Source organism: Kitasatospora cineracea, from assembly GCF_003751605.1.
Taxonomy (GTDB): domain Bacteria; phylum Actinomycetota; class Actinomycetes; order Streptomycetales; family Streptomycetaceae; genus Kitasatospora; species Kitasatospora cineracea.
Genome location: NZ_RJVJ01000001.1, coordinates 3,757,037 through 3,773,331, shown reverse-complemented (window position 1 = coordinate 3,773,331; position 16,295 = coordinate 3,757,037). Strand labels below are relative to the sequence as shown.

General features: G+C 74.4%; 13 protein-coding genes and 1 pseudogene. 7 read left to right on the top strand and 7 right to left on the bottom strand.

Translation table 11 applies throughout. The features are described from left to right. Positions 1-8: 8 nt before the first annotated feature. Positions 9-1,079, bottom strand: a complete 1,071-nt coding sequence (locus EDD39_RS17170; protein WP_123557050.1) for an aldose epimerase family protein — start codon at positions 1,077-1,079, stop codon at positions 9-11. Positions 1,080-1,182: 103 nt separating this feature from the next. Next, on the bottom strand, positions 1,183-4,137 hold the full coding sequence (locus tag EDD39_RS17165; protein WP_123557048.1) for a helix-turn-helix transcriptional regulator: 2,955 nt from the start codon (positions 4,135-4,137) through the stop codon (positions 1,183-1,185). 272 nt (positions 4,138-4,409) lie between these two features. Here EDD39_RS17165 and EDD39_RS17160 point away from each other — a divergent pair, with 272 nt between their 5' ends. After that, positions 4,410-5,453 carry a terpene synthase family protein gene (locus EDD39_RS17160; protein ID WP_148089465.1) on the top strand — a complete coding sequence of 348 codons (1,044 nt, stop codon included), beginning with the start codon at positions 4,410-4,412 and terminating at the stop codon, positions 5,451-5,453. Positions 5,454-5,550: 97 nt separating this feature from the next. Here EDD39_RS17160 and EDD39_RS17155 read toward each other — a convergent pair whose 3' ends face one another. Both EDD39_RS17155 and EDD39_RS17150 read right to left on the bottom strand, forming a co-directional pair. Next, positions 5,551-5,937, bottom strand: a complete 387-nt coding sequence (locus EDD39_RS17155) for an SHOCT domain-containing protein (protein ID WP_244256765.1) — start codon at positions 5,935-5,937, stop codon at positions 5,551-5,553. A gap of 7 nt (positions 5,938-5,944) precedes the next feature. After that, positions 5,945-6,373, bottom strand: a complete 429-nt coding sequence (locus EDD39_RS17150) for a DUF6325 family protein (RefSeq protein WP_123557042.1) — start codon at positions 6,371-6,373, stop codon at positions 5,945-5,947. A 210-nt stretch (positions 6,374-6,583) separates the two neighbouring features. Here EDD39_RS17150 and EDD39_RS17145 point away from each other — a divergent pair, with 210 nt between their 5' ends. After that, positions 6,584-6,910, top strand: a complete 327-nt coding sequence (locus EDD39_RS17145) for a nuclear transport factor 2 family protein (protein WP_123557040.1) — start codon at positions 6,584-6,586, stop codon at positions 6,908-6,910. Between the two features lie 21 nt (positions 6,911-6,931). Here EDD39_RS17145 and EDD39_RS17140 read toward each other — a convergent pair whose 3' ends face one another. Both EDD39_RS17140 and EDD39_RS17135 read right to left on the bottom strand, forming a co-directional pair. Further along, positions 6,932-8,161 (bottom strand): serine hydrolase domain-containing protein, encoded by a 1,230-nt coding sequence (locus EDD39_RS17140; RefSeq protein WP_208765517.1) that lies wholly within the window; start codon positions 8,159-8,161, stop codon positions 6,932-6,934. Positions 8,162-8,195: 34 nt separating this feature from the next. Next, positions 8,196-8,543 (bottom strand): hypothetical protein, encoded by a 348-nt coding sequence (locus EDD39_RS17135; protein ID WP_123557038.1) that lies wholly within the window; start codon positions 8,541-8,543, stop codon positions 8,196-8,198. Positions 8,544-8,656: 113 nt separating this feature from the next. On the opposite strand from EDD39_RS17135, the gene EDD39_RS17130 reads away from it, so the two are divergent. From EDD39_RS17130 to EDD39_RS17115, 4 genes are all read left to right on the top strand, one after another. Beyond that, positions 8,657-9,214, top strand: a complete 558-nt coding sequence (locus EDD39_RS17130) for an NUDIX hydrolase (protein WP_123557036.1) — start codon at positions 8,657-8,659, stop codon at positions 9,212-9,214. Positions 9,215-9,535: 321 nt separating this feature from the next. Then, positions 9,536-10,327 (top strand): TetR/AcrR family transcriptional regulator, encoded by a 792-nt coding sequence (locus EDD39_RS17125; RefSeq protein WP_123557033.1) that lies wholly within the window; start codon positions 9,536-9,538, stop codon positions 10,325-10,327. Positions 10,328-10,424: 97 nt separating this feature from the next. Continuing rightward, on the top strand, positions 10,425-12,890 hold the full coding sequence (locus EDD39_RS42085) for a hypothetical protein (RefSeq protein WP_123557031.1): 2,466 nt from the start codon (positions 10,425-10,427) through the stop codon (positions 12,888-12,890). Positions 12,891-13,068: 178 nt separating this feature from the next. After that, on the top strand, positions 13,069-13,473 hold the full coding sequence (locus tag EDD39_RS17115; protein ID WP_123557029.1) for a DUF4259 domain-containing protein: 405 nt from the start codon (positions 13,069-13,071) through the stop codon (positions 13,471-13,473). Between the two features lie 81 nt (positions 13,474-13,554). On the opposite strand, the gene EDD39_RS17110 is transcribed toward EDD39_RS17115, so the two are convergent. Further along, on the bottom strand, positions 13,555-13,881 hold the full coding sequence (locus EDD39_RS17110; RefSeq protein WP_123557027.1) for a hypothetical protein: 327 nt from the start codon (positions 13,879-13,881) through the stop codon (positions 13,555-13,557). Between the two features lie 216 nt (positions 13,882-14,097). Here EDD39_RS17110 and EDD39_RS17105 point away from each other — a divergent pair. Next, positions 14,098-16,295 (top strand): annotated as a pseudogene (locus tag EDD39_RS17105) (glycosyl hydrolase family 18 protein).

Sequence of the window (16,295 nt, the reverse complement as noted above, 5' to 3'; positions counted from 1 at the left end):
GGCCCGGCTCAGCCGGCGGTGCCCAGCCGCAGCACGGTGGTGGACCGGAACTCCTGCCCCGGCCGCAGCTCGGTCGACGGGTACGACGGCTGGTGCGGCGAGTCCGGGTGGTGCTGGGTCTCCAGCGCCACCCCGGCGTACGGGCCGTAGGCCGTCCCGGACGGGCCGGTGACCGCGCCGTCGAAGCCGTTCGCGGTGTACACCTGGATGCCGGGCTCGGTGGTCAGCACCTCCAGCGTCCGCCCGCTGCCCGGGTCCGCCAGCAGCGCGGCGCGCACCGGCGGCCCGTCCGCGGGACGCTCGCGCAGCACCCAGTTGTGGTCGTAGCCGCGTGAAAGTTTCAGCTGCGGGTGCCCGTCGTGGATCTGCTCGCCGATCGGCCGGGCGGCGGTGAAGTCGAACGGGGTGCCCGCCACCGGCTCGTACGGACCGTACGGGATCTGCCGCTCGTCGACCGGGGTGTACGCGTCGGCGTCGACGGTCAGCAGGTGGCCCAGCACGTCGCCGCGGCCCTCGCCGGCCAGGTTGAAGTAGGCGTGGTTGGTCAGGTTGAGCACCGTCGGCTTGCTGGTCACCGCCCGGTAGGAGATGGCCAGGTCACGGCCGGTGAGGGTGAAGTCCACCCAGACGTCCAGGGCGCCCGGGAAGCCCTGGTCGCCGTCCGGCGAGTGCAGGTGCATCCGCACCCCGCCGGGGATCTCCTCGGCGTCCCACACCCGGTGCGAGAAGGAGTCGGGGCCGCCGTGCAGGGTGACGCCGCGGCCGGTGGGCAGCAGCGGGTGGTCCTCGCCGTCGAGGGTGATCCGGCTGTCCGCGATCCGGTTGGCGTACCGCCCGACGGTGACCCCGTAGTGCTTGGCCGGGCCGAGCAGGGTGCCCACGTCCTCGCTGGTGAGCAGCAGTTGGGCGGGGGTGCCGGAGCGGTCCGGGGCGGTCAGGGTGTGCAGCGCCGCACCCAGGGTGATCACGGTCGCCTCGACCGGCCCGGCCCGCAGCGTCCAGCGCTCCAGGCCCATCCCGGCCCCGGAGTGGTCGTACGGTGCCCGGTGCACCTCGGTGGGCTCGGCCGGCGCGGTCATGGGGCTGCTCCTCGGTTCGTGATCATCCTGCCCGGTCAGCGTAGCCCGACCCGGCGCGCGGACCGGCGACCCGCCCCGCGCGCCGACCGGATCGGCCGGGCCGTCAGCCGGCCTGCCCGGGGCCGTCGGTGGGCATCCCGAGGGCGTCCGCGAGGCCCTCCGGTCCGGTGCCGAGCTTGCGGTGCACGGCGGCCAGCCGCTGCTTGACGATCCCCAGCGGGATGCCCAGCTCCTCGGCGATCCGCTGCGGCGGCAGCGGCCGGACCGCCAGCCGGGCGACCTCCCACTCCTGCGGGTTGAGGGCGTCCTTGGGCGGGACCGGCGGCCGGCTCGGCTGCAGCCCGGCCGAGGCCAGCACGTTGCGGGCCCGCACCTCCAGCCCGTCCGCACCGCAGTGCTTGGCCAACTCCATGCCCTGGTACAGGTGTTCCGCGGCCTCCAGGCTGCGGCCGACCTGCACCAGCGCGGCCCCGAGGTCGACCATGGCGTGCGCGTGCTCGTAGCTCGCCGGGGAGCGGCCCAGCCAGCCGACCGCCTCCTGGAGCAGCTCGACGGCGTGCACGCCCTCCCAGACGCTGGCGGCCAGCCGCAGCGCGGTGCCGATCGCGGACGGCGAGCCGGACACCATCGCCCGGGCCACCGCGTCCTCGCCGTTCTTCCGGGCGGACGGCAGGTCCAGGTGCGCCATCGCCACCGCCAGGTAGCCGGCCCACGGGGCGTGCACGGTGGAGCGCCAGCCGCGCTTGTCCAGCCGGGTGCCGGTCTCGGCGAGCACCTCGACGGCCATCCCGTAGTCGCCGCGCGAGATCAGCAGCTTGCCGTAGATGGTGGCCACGTCGGGCAGCAGCAGCGCGGTCTGGTGGTAGGGCGGCAGGAAGCGGTACTTGACCGCGATCTCCCAGGCCTCGTGGTCGCGGCCGCGGGCCAGCAGGGTGTCGATCAGCGCGCCGACCAGGTTCCAGGTCAGCGGCAGGCCGGTGCCCATCCGGTCGGCGATCCGCAGGCCGCGGCGCAGGAAGTCCTCGGCCTCCGGGAGGAAGCCGCGGCGCAGCCGGGCGTAGCCCATCAGGAAGTAGGCGAAGCCGCGGTGCGCGCCGCTCCACCCGGCGATCTCGAACTCCAGGATGGCGGAGCTGAACAGCTTCTCGGCGCGGGCGAGTTCGTCGTTGTAGGCGAAGCACAGGCCGAGCAGCGCGGGCAGTTCGAAGTTCCAGGTGGTGTTGGTCCAGCCCAGGCCGCGCGGCAGCCGGCCGTCGACCAGGGCGTCCTCGGCGGCCCGCAGGGCGTCGGCGGCGCTGCCGCCCCGGAGCGTGAGGTCCCAGGCGTACAGGGCGCGGACCGGGTGGGCGACCTCGCTGTCCGGGTCGACCTCGGCGACCAGCCGGCGGACCCGCTCGGCGCGCCCGGGCCCGTCCTCCTCGTCCCGCTGCAGGGCGGTGTACAGCAGGTGGGCGACCAGCAGCCGGATCCGGCCGGGGCCCTCGGGGGCGCGCTCGGACTCGTCCAGGCAGAGCGCGGCGGCCGCGCTCAGGTCGCCGCTGTGCGCGATCACCTCGGACAGCCGGAACACCGCCTCGACCCGCAGGTCGGGGCTGAGGCCGTTGTCCATGTCGATGGCGCGGCGCAGCTGGTTGGCGGTGGCCTCGGGGTCGGTGAGCAGGCTGGCGCAGGCGAGTTCGTACAGCACCTCGGCCTGGTCCTCCTCGTCCGGCGGCTCGTTGAGGGCGCGCTCCAGACAGCGGCGGGCGGCTTCGGGGGCGCCGATGGCCAGGTTCTCGGCGGCGGCCCGGCGCAGTTTGCGGACGATGACGTCGTCGCCCTCGCCGGGGTGGGTCTCCAGCAGGTGGCGGGAGGAGGAGAGCAGCGAACCGCCGCTGTTCTCGATCGCGGTGGCCGCGATGCCGTGCATGCCGGTGCGGACGCCGGGCGGGATCGACTGGTAGATCGAGGTGGCGATCAGCGGGTGGACGAACTCCAGCCTGCCGTTGGGCTGGCTGGTGAGCACCCGCATCCGGCGCAGCGCCTGGACGGACTCGCCGGACTGGGCGGGGCCCTGCCCGCAGATCCGGCCGGCCAGGTCCTCCTTGATCTCGGTGCCGAGCAGGGCGGCGGCCCAGGCGAACTGCAGGACGGTGGTGCCGAGCTTGTCGAGCCAGTAGTCGCGGCCCTCGCCGCGGGCCGCGGCGGCCAGGTCGCGCAGCCGGGGCGAGTTCTCCTCGACCGGTTCGAGGTTCTGGTCGCGGACCTCGCGCAGCAGCGCCACCGTGTCGTACGGGCCGCCGGCGGTGACCGCCCAGACCTGGCGGCAGAACGCGTCGTCGGCCTCGGCGAACTCGCCGTGCACGATGGCGGCCACCGACACCGGGTTGAGCGGCAGCAACTCGTGCTTGCGGGCGGCCCGTTCGTGGATCTGCTGGGCCAGCGCCCGGGACTCCTCCTCGAACTCGTGCCGGTAGGCGAAGACCAGCAGCACGGGCAGCTCCCGGGCGCGCACCGCGAAGGACGCCAGCCAGGTCAGCGACTCCTGGTCGACGGCGTGCAGGTCGTCGACGATCACCACCAACGGGGCGCGCCGGGGCGCGAGTTGGGTGATGACGAAGTCCAGGCCGTCGCGGACGCTCTGCGGGTCGATCCGCTCGACCTCGTCGGACGGCGGGGCCAGGCCGATGGCCGGGGCGACGATGTTGTGCCAGCTGCCGAAGACCTCCTCGACCTCGACCTCGGTCAGGTCGCTGAGCACCGGCAGGAGCAGCTGGCGCAGCACCCGGAACGGCTCCCGGCGCTGCCGCTCGCTGCCGCGGGCGAACAGCACGGTCGAGTCCTGGCGGGCGCCGGCGATCCGGCGGACCTGCTCCAGCATGGAGGTCTTGCCGATGCCGGGCGATCCGGAGAAGACCAGCAGTTCGCCGATCTTCAGACCGCCGGCGGCGAATTCCCGGCACAACCTGTCCACGGCCTGATCGACGGAACGCAGTTCCTGATCGCGCTCCCACAGCCGCTGGCCGACCGGCTCCGCGCCGGCCTCCCACTCCTGCGGCCCGTTCTGCTCTTCGGCCACGTCCGTCCCTCCGACTCGCCGTCCGGCACTCCGTTCCCGACCTTAGCGCCGCCGCGGGCCGCGCGGGCGGCGTTCGTGCAGGCAGGGGTGCCTGACGCAGGGTTAGGAGGCGATGCCCGGGGCAAATGCCTTACCAGCCATGACATCTGACGATCCGATCGGATAACTTTCGGGCTACAAGGGTGTAGTTGATCTTCGCCGGGGAAGGTCACCGCCGGGACCGCGCATCCCTTGATCAGCGCCGCACCGGAACAGGCCGCACTGGAGACACGTTGGCTGCAATACCCCCGCTTTTCTGCCCCATCCCGTCCGGCCTGCACCCCGATCACGAAGCCGTCGGCAAGAGCACCGAACTGTGGCTCGAAACGATGGGCTTCGCTTCGGACGCGGAACGCCGCCGCCGTCTCCTGGCCATCGGCGCGCACGAGTTCGTCTGCCGGATCGCCAAGGACGCCGAGGGCACCACCGGGCTGGAGCTGGTCTCGCAGTGGCTGTGCAGCATGCTCACACTGGACGACGAGTGGGACACCGGCAGGCTCAGCCGGGACCCGTCCCGTGTACTCACCATAGCAGCCACGCTACTGGCTGTTATCAATTCCGCTCATTCCCACCCGCACGAGACCGACCTGTACGTCGGCGCGGTGCGCGACGTGTTCGAACGGGCCCGGGCCTGGGCCCCCGCACTGTCGGTCAAGCGCTGGGCGGACAGCCAGTTGGAGTCCTTCATGGGCGCCGCCACCATCGTCGCCTACCGCTCCGAGCGCCGGCCGATGACGCTGGCCGAGTACCTGACGATCGGTCCGCTGGACCGCGGCAGCCGCTCCTGCATCGAGATCATCGAGGTCTGCGAGCGCACCGCCATCCCGCAGTCCCAGCTGGACTCGCCCCGGGTGCACGCACTCACCGAGGCCGCCAAGTTCCTGGTGCTGGTCTCCGCCGACGTCTACTCCTTCCGCCGCGAGGACGACCACGGCGCCCTGGAGAGCAACATCGTGGACGCGCTCCAGCGCCACCTGGGCTGCGGACAGGAACAGGCCCTGCAGGAGGCCGCCGCCCTGCACGACCGCACCATGTGCCTGTTCCTCCGCCTCTCCGACCGCACCGGCCGCCGGGCCGGGGCCGAACTGCGGCGCTACATCCAGCAGTTGTCCAACCTGGTGAGCGGCAACCTGGAGTGGGGCTTCACCTCCGCCCGCTACACCGAGCGCACCCCGGGAACGCTGCCGGCCGCCGTGCGCGCCGAACGGCCCGCCGACGGCCGGCTCACCCCGCCGCCCTACCCCGAGATCGCCTGGTGGTGGGACCAGCTGTGGTGACCGCCGGCCCCGACCGGCCGCCCCGCACGCCGCGGACACCGCCGCGCCCCGCGAACGCCGCACCCGGCACCGTCCGCCCCGGGTCCGCCGTCCGCGCTCAGGCCAGCAGCCGGGCCTTCGCGGCGGCGAACTCCTCCGGGGTGAGCAGCCCCTGCTGCACCAGCTGCGCCAACTGGGCCAGCTTGCTCGCCACGTCCTCGCCACCCGCGGCGGGAGCCGCGGGCGCGGCGGCCGGCGCCGGTGCCGGAGCGGTCGGCGGCGGGGCGTAGGCCGGCTGCTGCCCCGCCTGCTGCTGCGCGGCCCGGTCCTGCTCGGCCTGCAGCTCGGCGATCGCCCGGTCCTGGTCCTGCTCCTCGGCGGCCCGCCGGGCCCCGGCCCGGCCCGCCGCGTACGCGGCACCGCCCACCACCAGCCCGCGGGCCAGCGGGCGGCCCACCGGGCGGACCGCCCGGACCGGCCGGATCGGCCTCATCGGTCGGAACACGCCGTCCTCACTCTCCCGCCGCGCCGCGCGCCTCGGCGGCGCGGACGGCTTCCTCGATGTTCTCCGGCGGAATGCGCACCCCGGAGGCGATCCGGCCGCCGACCGCGCGCAGCGCCGCGGCCGCCTCCGCGGCCCACAGGTGCTCGATCAGCACGATCAGCGCCGCACTGCCGGGCACCAGCAGCTCGGCCACCTCCTGGGCGTCCTCGGGCCCGATCAGCGGCAGCTCCTCCGCGTCCAGCCCCGCGACGCCCCGCAGGTGCTCGAAGTCGGCGAGCTCCCCGTAGGTGGCCTCGCCCTCGGCGTCCCGGAGCACCGCCAGCGAGTCGATCACCCGAACCCCGGCCGCGTCCCGCAGCCGGACCAGCGCGGTGGCCGCCTCGGCGCTGATCGTCGCCTCGGGGAAGGTCAGGACGAGCAGTTCGGCCGGTCCCATCGGGGCTCCCTTCCGTGCACAGATTCCCGGATGTCCCTCATATCGGGATGAAATCACACGAATCCGGGCACCCTCGGCACGCCACGCGAGGCCGCCCGGGCCGCGCGGGCGGCGGGGCGGTCTCCGAGTGGCCCACGGCAGCTGGCGGGCGGCGGTCCGGCGTGGTCACGTCGAGGCAGCATCCGCCCCACCGACAAGGAGCCAGCCGTCATGACCATCGCCGTCGACAAACTCTCCGACCCGGCCGTCCGCCGCCTGCTCGGAGCGGTCAACTCCGGTGACCGCAACGCCTTCTTCGCCGCCCTGACCGAGGACGCCACGATGTCCGACGACGGCTCCGAACGCGACCTGGCGGACTGGGTCGACCGGGAGATCTTCTCCTCGCACGGGCACATCGAGGTGCAGACCGAGAAGTCCGGCGGCCGCGCCCTGGTCGCCGACTACCGCAACGACACCTGGGGCGAGATGCGCACCGCCTGGCGCTTCACCGTCGCCCCGGACGGCCGGGTCAGCCACTTCGACACCGGCCAGGCATAGGGCCCGCCCCCGCTCCCCGGTTCAGCCGCGCGCCGCCAGGCACTGCCGGACGGCGGCGATCAGCGCCCGGGAGCGGACGTCCCCGGTGACGCCCGGCTGCATGCCGTTGGTGACGTAGCCGAAGCCGATGCCCAGCTCCGGGTCGGCGAAGCCGAGCGAGCCGCCCCGGCCGGGGTGGCCGAAGCTCGCCGGGGAGGCCATCGGCGAGGTGCCGCCGTGCCGGAAGAAGCCCTGGCCGAAGGCGGTGTTGACGATCAGCACCCGGTCCGGCCCCTGCACCGAGGGGCCGGCCGCCTCGGCCAGGGTCCCCCGCTCGAACAGCGCGGGCAGCCGCTGCCCGGGCGCGTCGGCCCGGTCGGCGGCGCCGATCAGCGCCGCGTAGAACCGGGCCAGCGAACGGGCGGTGCCGATCCCGCCCGCCCCCGGCACCTCAACGGCCTGCACCGCCGGGTCGTTCAGGTCGACACTGCTGCGCACCGAGCCGAACGCCCGGGCGGTCAGCGAGTGCGGGTCCCGGTAGGCGTCCAGCACCGACTGCTTGGGACGCATCCGCATCCCGCTTGGCCCGAGCCCGGCGGCCTCCGGCGCGGGCAGGTCGACCAGCCGGCCGACCCGGCCGGCCGCGGCGGCGGGCAGGCCGATCCACAGGTCCAGGCCGAGCGGGGCGGCGATCTCCTCCGCGAAGTACCGGCCCACGCTGCGGCCCCCGGCCCGCCGGACCACCTCGCCGACCAGCCAGCCGAAGGTCAGCGGGTGGTACCCGTGCGCGGTGCCGGGCTCCCAGGCGGGGGCCTGGGCGGCGACGGCCGCGACGGCCGGCTCCCAGGCCAGCACGTCCTCGATCCGCAGCGGCACGTCCAGCGCGGGCAGCCCGGCCTGGTGCGAGAGCAGCCAGCGCACCGGCACCCGCCCCTTCCCGGCCCGCCCGAACTCCGGCCAGTACGCGGCCACCGGGGCGTCCAGGTCCAGCAGTCCGCGCTGCGCGAGGTGCAGGGCGGCGGAGGCGGTCAGCCCCTTGGTGACGGACCGCAGCACCTGCGCCGTCCCCTCCTGCCAGCCGACCGCCGGGGCCGGCCGGGCCCCGACCTCCGGCCGGGCGTCCCCGCCCCACAGGTCGACCACCTTCCGCCCGTCGAGGTACAGCGCGAAGGCCGCGCCCAGCTCCCCGTACTGCCGGAAGTTGCCCTCGAAGGCCGCCCGGACCGGCTCGAACCCGTCCGCCGTGAACCCCTGGATCTGGTGTCTCTCCACCCGTCCACCCTAGACAACCCCGCTCATCGCATGATCACTCCACCGTCCATCCGATGTGCCCGATGCCGGTGGAGTAGATGGCGCAGTGGCCAGAGGACTCCTGGGTCTGGCCCGGCCAGGCCGTCACCGAGTTGCCCGTCACGTCCGGCGCCCAGCCGCAGACGATGTCGGCGTGGAAGGTGATCGGGCCGCCGGTGTTGTTGGTGCAGTCGACGCCTCCGTACAGCGGGTCGTTGTTGTGGATCCAGGTGGTGCAGTCCAGCCCCGAGCGGACCGACTTGACGGCGGCGGCGGCCGGAGCCGGCGCGGCCGAGGCGGGCAGCGCGGTGCCGAGCGCGACCAGGGCGGCGGCGACGGACAGGAGGGCGGCGCGGTTCTTCAACTCTGCTCCCGGGAAAGGTTCCTGACGGTACGCCCGGGTTCCTTCCCGGGCCGATCCCTACGTATACCAACTCTTTCGGGTGACACCGCTGCGGATCGCCGGGGCACGTCACAATGGCGGACATGGACAACCCCGCCGACTCCCCCGCGAACGCCCCCGCCACCAACCCCGACGAGATCCTCGACGTGGTCGACGAACAGGACCGCGTCCTGCGCACCGCCCCGCGCTCCGAGGTCTACCGCGACGGCCTGATCCACCGCTGCGTCTTCGTCCTGGTCCGCGACCCGCACGGCCGGATCTTCACCCACCGCCGCACCGACACCAAGGCGTTCGCCCCCGGCGCGTACGACTGCTTCGTCGGCGGCGTGGTCGGCACCGGCGAGAGCTACCCCGAGGCCGCCGTCCGGGAGGCCGAGGAGGAACTCGGCGTCACCGGCATCCGCACCCGCCCGCTCTTCCGCTTCCTCTACACCGACGGCGACCGCTACAGCTGGTGGTCCGACGTCCACGAGGCCGAGTGGGACGGCCCGGTGCACCCCCAGGAGTCCGAAGTCGCCTGGCACGCCTGGCTCACCGAGGACGAACTCGCCGAACGCCTCACCACCTGGGACTTCGTCCCCGACGGCCGCGAAGCCTACCGCCGCTACCTGTCCCAGCGCCCCACCCCCTGACCCGCCCCGCCCGTCCCACGCTTCTCCCCTTCTCTTCCCTGCCCCTCTCCCACCCCCCGCTCCTCCTCACCGCCCCCGCCACGCCCCTCCCTCCACCGCCACCCCTCCTCACCGCCCCCCGCTCCTCCTCACCGCCCCCCGCTCCTCCTCACCGCCCCCGCCACGCCCCTCCCTCCACCGCCCCCCCTCCTCACCGCCCCCCATTCCTCCTCGTCGCCCCCGCCACGTCCCTCCCCCGTCCCCCGCTTCTCCTCGCGCCCCTTCTCCTCCCCCGTTCCTCCTCGTCGCCCCCGCCACGTCCGAAGAACTAGGGTGGGCCGCATGGCTTCCCGTACGCCGTCCGCGGCCCCCCTCGCGGAGGAACAGCGTCCTGCCGCCCGTGCGCCCCGGCGGCGGCTGAGCGTCGACGAGCGCCGCGAGCAGCTCATCGCGGTGGCGCTGCAGCTGTTCTCGGACCGCGCGCCCGAGGACGTCTCGATCGACGACATCGCCGCGGCCGCCGGCGCCTCCCGTCCGCTGGTGTACCACTACTTCCCGGGCAAGCAGGCCCTGTACGAGGAGGCGCTGCGCCGGGCCGGGCGCGAGCTCGCCGGGCGGTTCGAGGAGCCGGGCGAGGGCCCGCTCTCCGAGCGCCTGTACCGGGTGATGGGCCGCTACCTCGACTTCGTGCAGTCCCACGCGGCCGGTTTCACCGCGCTGCTGCGCGGTGGTTCGGTGGCGGCCAGCCCGGACGCGGACGCCGTCATCGACCAGGTCCGGCGGGCCGCCCAGGAGCAGATCCTGCTGCACCTCGGCGTCCCGGCGCCCAGCCCGACCTTGCGCCGCACCGTCCGGGCCTGGATCGCCAACGCCGAGATCAGCTCGCTGGACTGGCTGTCCGACAAGCCCGTCCCGGTCGAGACGCTGCAGCTCCAGCTGGTTCAGGAGCTGGTCGCCGCGCTCGCCCTCACCGCCACCCGTGACCCCGAACTGGCCTCCCTGCTCGGCGAGTTCTTCGCCGAGGAACGCCCCGACGGCCCGACCGCCCTGCTGGTCCGCGATCTCGCCGCGACCTTCACCGCTCCGGCCCTCACCGAGGCCCTGTTCCGGCTGGCCGCCCCGCCCGCTCCCTGAGCCCCGTTCACCCCCGGCCAACCCACCGACCCGCACGGTCCCGGTCTGATAAGAATTGGCTGAACTGTCCACACCCGAGAACGAGGGGGCTCGGCGAATGACGCAGGACGGCTTCGCCGCCGCAGACCGGATCACGGCCACGCTGGACGCGGCGTGCGCCGCACTTCTCGGCAGCCGTGCCACCCATTACCAGGCCGACGCCCTCACCGCGTTCCGGCACTCCGAACACCCCGCCGCCAAGGCCCTGTTCGGCCTGCGGATCAGCCAGATCGGCCCCGGCCTGCTCGCCGTGCCGAAGCTCGGCACCGTCGTCGAGGTGTCCAGCGTCCGCCGTCCGAACGCCGCCGCCGGCCGCGAGGCCGTCCCGGTGCTGGCCCAGCGCTTCGGGGCGTCCGCGCTCGGCCTGACCGACGTGCCGTCGGCCGCCGCGCTGCGGCTGTCCGTCGATCCGGTCGGGCTGGACGACGAGACCGTGGCCGGGTTCACCCCGGCCCTCGCGGCGCTCGCGGAGCCCCGGACGACCGTCGCGCCCGACGAACTGTCGACCGGCTCCGGCGTGGAGGCCCGGCTGGTGGTGCCGCCCGCGTTCCACACCCTGACGGTCCGCGGCTCGGGCAACGCGCTGTCCGCGCACCTGGCGGAGACCGCCGAGGAGGTGTTCTCGGGCGGCACCCCGGCCGAGCGCAACGACTTCGCGGTGGTCGCGGCGATGCTCGCCGAGCACTTCGCGGCGGCGGACGTCGCGTACGCGGGTGTCGGCGCGCTGCTGGTGAACGGCCGGCGCTCCCGGGTGTCGCTGGTGGTGTCGACCGTCCAGTGCTCCCAGCCGATCCAGGAGTTGGCGGTGGACCTGTCCACCGAGCGCCCGTACGCCGAGGTGTGGACGGTGCTGCTGCCGTCCGGCCCGGCGGCGCTGCTGGTGGAGACCCGGGCCGTGCCCGCACTGAAGGAACTGCGGGACGAGGACCCGAGCGGCCGGGTGGTGAGCACCGTGGTCGAGGCGTTCCTGCCGATGCCGGACGGGGCCACCGTGCTGACCGTCCAGCTGACCACCTCGGACCCCGAGGACTGGGACGTGTACACCGAGGTGTTCGCCGACCTGCTCTGCACCGTGCAACTCGCCTGGGACGGCGTGTCGGTGGCCCCGACCCCGGTACCGGTCGGACGGGCCCTCCCCGCCCAGCCGGCCGCCGCGCCCCCGGCCGCACCCGCGCCCACGCCGGTGCCCGCCCAGGCCCAGGCCCCCGCCCCGACCGCGTCCCCCGCTCCGCCGGTGCAGGTGCCGGTGCCGGTCGCCGCGCCCGAGCAGCCCGAGAGCACGCCGGGCACGGCGGTGCGGGTGCCGCCCTCCGACTTCAACCCGTTCGGCACCCCGGCCCCGGGCGACCTGCCCGCGCAGAGCACCGCCTCCCCGGTGCTGGCCTCCACGGACGCGTTCGCCGCCCCGGCGCCGTCCTCGCCGATCGACGAGGACGAGGAGCCCAAGGGACGCCTGGTCAAGGTCCCCCCGGCCGACTTCAACCCCTTCGCCGCCGCAGCCCCGGCGCCGGCCCCGGCCGCACCCGCTGCACCGGCCGCTGCCGCCGACCCGTTCGCGGGCAGCGACCCCTTCGGCGCCGCAGCACCCGCCCTGGCAGCCCCGGCCCCGGCCGAGGAGCCCGAAGAGGCCGACCCCACCAAGGGCCGCCTGGTCAAGGTCCCGCCCGCGGACTTCAACCCCTTCGCATCCCTCACCCCCGCACCCGCCACCGCAGCCCCGGCCGCACCCACCGCACCAGCCGCTGCCGCCGACCCCTTCGCAGGCAGCGACCCCTTCGGCGCCCCGGCAGCACCCGCCCCGGCCGCGCCCGAACCGCCCCAGGAACCCGAAGAGGCCGACCCCACCAAGGGCCGCCTGGTCAAGGTCCCCCCGGCGGACTTCAACCCCTTCGCCGCCGCAGCCCCGGCCGCGCCCTCCGCGGGCCAGGCCGAGGAGCCCGAGGAGGCCGACCCGACCAAGGGTCGCCTGGTCAAGGTCCCGCCCGCGGACTTCAACCCCTTCGCCGCCGCAGCACCCGCCCCGGCAGCCCCAGCCGCGCCCGCCGCCCCGGTCCCCGCCCCGGCAGCTCCGGCCCCGGCCCCGGCCCCGCGTCCGGCCGCCGCCGACCCGTTCGGGACGACGCTCTCCTCCGAGCCGTCCGACCCGTTCGGCACCGTGACCACCCCGACCGCAGCCCCGGCCCCTGCCCCGGCCGCGAACATCCCCCCTCGTCCGAGCGCCCCGCCGATCGTCCCGGCCCCGGCCGCCGAACCGGAGGAGGCGGACCCGACCAAGGGCCGCCTGGTCAAGGTTCCCCCGGCGGACTTCAACCCCTTCGCCGCCGCAGCCCCGGCCGCGCCCGCCGCGGGCCAGGCCGAGGAGCCCGAGGAGGCCGACCCGACCAAGGGCCGTCTGGTGAAGGTCCCGCCGCCGGACTTCAACCCGTTCGGCGCGGCCGCCCCCAGCGCCCCCGCCCCGGCCCAGCCCAGGCCCCGCCGCCCCCGCCCCCGCCCCCGGCCAGCCCCTTCGGCTGATCCCCCGTAGCACCGCCCAACCGCCCCACCGAACGGCGAGCCGACCCCGGCTCGCCGTTCGCGTTCCCGCCCCGGAACCGCCCCGCCCCGCCCCTCACCCCGAAACCTCCCGACCCCGAAACCTCTCCACCCCGACTGTCAGCGGCCGTTGCGAAGATCGCCGCACCACCACCGCAGGAGGAGACACCATGGGCGCCTGGGACACCGGCCACTTCGACAACGACACCGCCGCCGACTTCGGAGGCAGCCTCGACGAGACCGCCCCGGAGCAGCGCGCCGAGCTGATCCGGGCCGTGCTGGCCGAGGCCGCCGGGGAGGAGGACGACCTGGACTCCGACGTGGCCCTCCACGCGGTGGCCGCCGCGGCGCTGGTGGCGGCGCAGTGCCCGGGTGGCGAGCCGGTCACCACCGCGTACGGGCCGCAGGAGCCGCTGCCGCCGTTCCCGGCGGAGCTTCGCCCGCTGGCGGTGGCCGCGCTGGACCGCGTCCTGGGCGCGGACTCCGAGCTGGCCGAGCTCTGGGACGAGACCGACCTGTCCGCCGACTGGCGCGAGGGCATCGACCGGCTGCGCACCGTCCTGCGCCCGGCCTGACCGCCCGCGGCCCGGCAGTCGGCCGCCGACCGCAGCCGCCGCACCACCCCCGACGTCCCGTCAGTGCACCCCGGCGTCCCGTCAGTGCACCTCCGCCGCCCGCCGGTCGTCGACCTCCTCGGCGAGCACGGCCATCCGGTACAGCGTGACGAAGTAGCTGGTGGCGTAGGTGTCGGCGGCGACGGCCGGCAGCAGGTCGGCGAGCAGGGCGCGGCGCTGGCGCAGGTGTTCGCGGTGGCGGTCGGCGAGCGGGCCGTCGAGGGCGGCGACGGTGCAGCCGGTGAGGGTGGTGGCGAGGGTGACGAGGCTCGTGCCACCGGGTTCCCGGTCGTACCAGCCCGGGGGGAACCGCAGGGCGCCGAACTCCTCGAGGAGTTGGGCCAGCAGTTCGATCTCACGTTCGAGCATGCCAATGATCATGCCGCACCCACCACGCGATTGGGAACGCGTGTCGCACACATCACCCTCACCCCACCCCCCTCCCACCCGGGTCCGTCACCCGATTTCCGCGGTGTGCGCACCGCCGGAGGAAGGGCCGCTCAAACCCCCGATTCCCCTCCCCTTGCGGTAATTTCCGCATGGTCCAGACCTATTGCCATTCCATTACCCGATCCCTACCCTCCAATGACACAGGAACTCCCGGGCTCCCCGACGGCCAAGGAGTCCGCCGCCCGCGCCCGCCCGCGCCCGCCCGCGCCCGCCCGCCCGGGCCTGCCAGGGCCCGCCGGGCCGCGGCCTGCTCGATCCGCACCTGCACACGCAAACTCCTCCTCCCCCAGGCAGTGGAGCCTGCCCGCGCGTGCCTCGCGCGGCTCCGCTCCCGGACAGGAGCCCTTCATGCGCAGACGTCGGTACCGCCTCCCCCTGCTCACCGTCGGCGGCCTGCTCGCCCCGCTGCCGGCGGTCTCCCTCCCCGCCCGGAGCGCGCACGCGGCCGAGCCCACCGCGGTCTTCCACAAGGACCAGGACCGGGGCTCGGGTTACGGCGGCGGCTACACCATCACCAACGCGGGCAGCGCCGCGATCAACGGCTGGACGCTGGAGTTCGACCTCCCGGCGAACCACACCCTCGGCTCGCTGTGGAACGCCGCGTACACCGCCGCGGCTTCCCACGTCACCGTCAAGAACCCGGGCTGGCAGCCGCGGGTCGCCCCCGGCGCCTCGTACGACTCCGGCTTCAACGTGGCCTACTCGGGCCCGTTCGCCGAGCTGAGGAACTGCAAGCTGAACGGCAAGCCGTGCGACGGCAGCGGCGGCGACGACCAGGCCCCGACCGCCCCGACGAACGTCACCGCGACGCAGTCCGGCTCGGGCCGGGCCGCCGTGTCCTGGACGGCGTCCACCGACGACGTGCGGGTCGCCGGGTACGACGTGTACGAGGGCGCGGCCAAGGTCTCCACGGTGACGGGCGACGGCACGGCGGTGACGATCGGCGGCCTGGCGGACGGCCGGCACGCTTTCACCGTGGTCGCGTTCGACACCTCCGCCAACCGCTCGGCGGCCTCCGTCCCGGCGACCCTGCGCACCGGCAAGGTGAACCCGCAGACCGGCCTGACCATCGGCTACTTCACCCAGTGGTCGGTGTACGCCCGCGGCTACAGCGTGAAGAAGCTGGACACCTCGGGCAGCGCCGCGAAGCTGGACCACCTGAACTACGCGTTCGCCAACGTCCACCCGTCCACCAAGCAGTGCTTCCTCACCGACAAGGCGGCGGGCAACGACTCCGACCCGAACGCGGGCGACGGCGCGGGCGACGCCTGGGCGGACTTCGGGCGCGGCTGGGACGCGGGCACCTCGGTGGCCGGGACGACCGACACCTGGGACCAGAAGCTGGCCGGCGACTTCAACCAGCTCAAGCAGCTCAAGCAGCTCAAGGCCAAGTACCCGAACCTCAAGGTGCAGATCCCGCTGGGTGGTTGGCCCTACAGCAAGTGGTTCTCCGACGCGGCGGCCACCGACGCCTCGCGCAAGGCGCTGGTCTCCTCCTGCATCGACCTGTACCTCAAGGGCGATCTGCCGGTGATCGACGGCCGCGGCGGCGCCGGTTCGGCGGCGGGCATCTTCGACGGCATCGACCTGGACTGGGAGTGGCCGAACTCGGAGGGCCACCTCGGCAACGTGCTCCGCCCGGCCGACAAGGCCAACTACACCTTGCTGGCCCAGGAGTTCCCCCGCCGGCTGGACGCGCGCGGCGCCACCACCGGCAAGCACTACACGCTGAGCGCCTTCCTGCCCGCCGACCCCGCGAAGATCATCGCGGGTATCGACATCCCGGGCCTGTTCGGGGCGTTCGACTTCGCCACCGTCCAGGGCTACGACTACCACGGCGCCGGGAGACGACCACCAACCAGCAGTCCGCGCTGGAGGTCGCCGCGGGCGACCCGTCCACCCCGGACCGGCGGTTCAGCTCGGAGCTCGCCATCGACGCGTACGTCAACGGCGGCGCCCCGAAGTCCAAGCTGACCCTCGGCGTCCCGTTCTACGGCCGCGGCTGGACGGGCGTGCCGCGCGGCAGCACCAACGGCCTGTTCCAGACCGCGACCGGCCCCGCGCCGGGCAGCTACGAGAACGGCTTCGAGGACTACCACAAGCTCAAGGAGAAGCTGGCCGGCGGCGGTTACACCCTCTACCGGGACCCGGTGGCCGGCCACGCGTACCTCTACAACGGCACCGTGCTCTACACCTACGACGACCCGACGGAGATCACCCGGAAGGCCACCTGGATCAAGGAGCGGGGCCTCGCCGGAGCGACGGTCTGGTCCTTCGACGGCGACACCGCCAACGGCGAGTTGATGACGGCGCTCGCCAACTGCCTGAACTGA